This window comes from Bacteroides caecigallinarum (assembly GCF_016901995.1).
Lineage (GTDB): Bacteria > Bacteroidota > Bacteroidia > Bacteroidales > Bacteroidaceae > Phocaeicola > Phocaeicola cellulolyticus.
Genome location: NZ_JACJLE010000110.1, coordinates 1 through 2,028, shown reverse-complemented (window position 1 = coordinate 2,028; position 2,028 = coordinate 1). Strand labels below are relative to the sequence as shown.

Here is a 2,028-nt window from a genome sequence, read left to right as displayed (position 1 = left end):
TAACTGGATATCTTCAACATGTAAATATATTAAATATAGTTTTTAGTATTGTTTCTGTAATTTTTATTGTCCATATTGCAGTATATGTAGTTAGTTTCTTTATAAGAAACAAAATAAGAATTCTTATAAAATGGGTAACATGTATTTATTTCTTCCTGATCTTATTGGTTCCGTATCATCATTATATATATGCAAATAGTGTACCTCTACAAATTAAATCTGTTTTAAATACAAGAATAAATTTATCTGAATACATAAAAGATGCAAATTTGGAAAGAAAGAGAGTTGGTAGACCTGATAATATTGTTTTAATTATAGGTGAATCTCATAATAAGAATCATAGCTCTTTATATGGTTATACAAAAAATACTAATCCGTTATTAGGAAAAAGAAAACAAAATGGAGAATTATATATATTTAACAATGTAGTATCACCAGCTACTACTACTATACCTTCATTTAAATATATGATGAGTACTTTTAGTTACCAATCTGATATACCATGGTATAAAGAACAGACTTTGGCTCAGATTGTTAAAGAATCAGGTTACATATCGTATTGGTTTTCTAATCAAGGACAATATGGCTTTTGGAATAATGTAATAGTAAAATATGCAAACTTATTTGATGAAACATATTTTTGTGATGATTTATATTCCGATAAAAAAGATGTAAAATATGATGAAGAAGTATTGGTACTGAGAGAGAAATATGAGAAAAAAGAAGGAAGCTCTAAATTCATTGTTTATCATTTGATGGGTTCTCATCCTGATTTTAAACTAAGGAGTCCTCAAAACTTTAAGATTTTCGAATCAGAAGATTACAGTAGTGCTAATGAGTATTACAATAGTAAGACTTTAGCAGAATATGATAATTCTATATTTTATAATGACTTTGTTGTTAACAGTATTATAACTTGTTATCAGAATAGTAATTCTTTAGTTATTTATTTATCGGATCATGCATTAGATTTATTTCAAACAGATAGTGAGTATGCCGGACATGCAAAAGTAAATATCGAATCAACAAAAGCAGGAGTTGAGATTCCATTTTGGATTTATGTATCGCCTGAATTTAAAGTGAATAATCCTCAAATAGTTGAAAGAATAAAGGGTAGCAAGGATAAGCCTTTTATGACTGATAATTTAATTTATGTTATTATGGACATAATGGGGGTTGAATTTAAAGATAATCCCCAAAAAGTTTCTGAAAACAGTTTCTTAAGCAATAATTATAAGAATCGTCCAAGAATAATAAATGGTTTTAACATTGATAACTAAAATGTGTTGATACTTATGTGACACAGAAATATATAATATTAAGTTATTTGAATTTTAATAGAGAAATGGGTAAGACAGCAATTATCATATTAAATTATAATAACTATGAAGATACTATAAACTGTATTGAGAGTATTGAAAAATATAATACTGCTGATATAAAGTATGTAATAGTTGATAATAATTCAAATAGGGAGGGGTGTAAAAAAGAATTGATTCATTATTTAAAGAAGTATGGAAAAAATAGTCTTGTCTTAGATAATAATGAACAACAATTTACAGAGTTACCTTATATAACACTTATTCTAAGTTCTAAAAATGATGGTTATGCAAGAGGTAACAACAAAGGATTAAAATTAGTAGAGAATGATAAGGAAGTGTCAGATATTCTTATACTTAACAATGATACTTTGTTTATTCAAGATATAATACCTCATTTGTTGAGATATTATTATAGTTTACCTGATGCAGGAATATTAAGCCCTTTATTATGTAATAAAGAAAATGTACCTGATTTACGTTGTGGAAGAAAAAACACCAATATATACAAAGAAATTATAAGAAAAATGTTTAATTACACTTTGGTGTTAACACGTATAGATTTATCAAGAAAAGAATATCTTTTAACAAGTATTGAAAACATACCTGAACTGCTCGAAATTGAATTACCATCAGGATCATGTATGTTGATAAATAAAGCATTGTTTTCTAAGATTGGTTATTTTGATCCGAATACATTCCTTTATGT

At 26.2% G+C, this 2,028-nt stretch carries 2 protein-coding genes; both read left to right on the top strand.

Going from position 1 to position 2,028, the window contains the following annotated elements; translation table 11 throughout:
* The coding region (locus tag H6A61_RS15130) for a phosphoethanolamine transferase (protein WP_204394728.1) at positions 1-1,280 on the top strand (1,280 nt) is incomplete at its 5' end.
* A 65-nt stretch (positions 1,281-1,345) separates the two neighbouring features.
* A partial coding sequence (locus H6A61_RS15125; RefSeq protein WP_204394727.1) for a glycosyltransferase occupies positions 1,346-2,028 on the top strand: 683 nt, incomplete at its 3' end.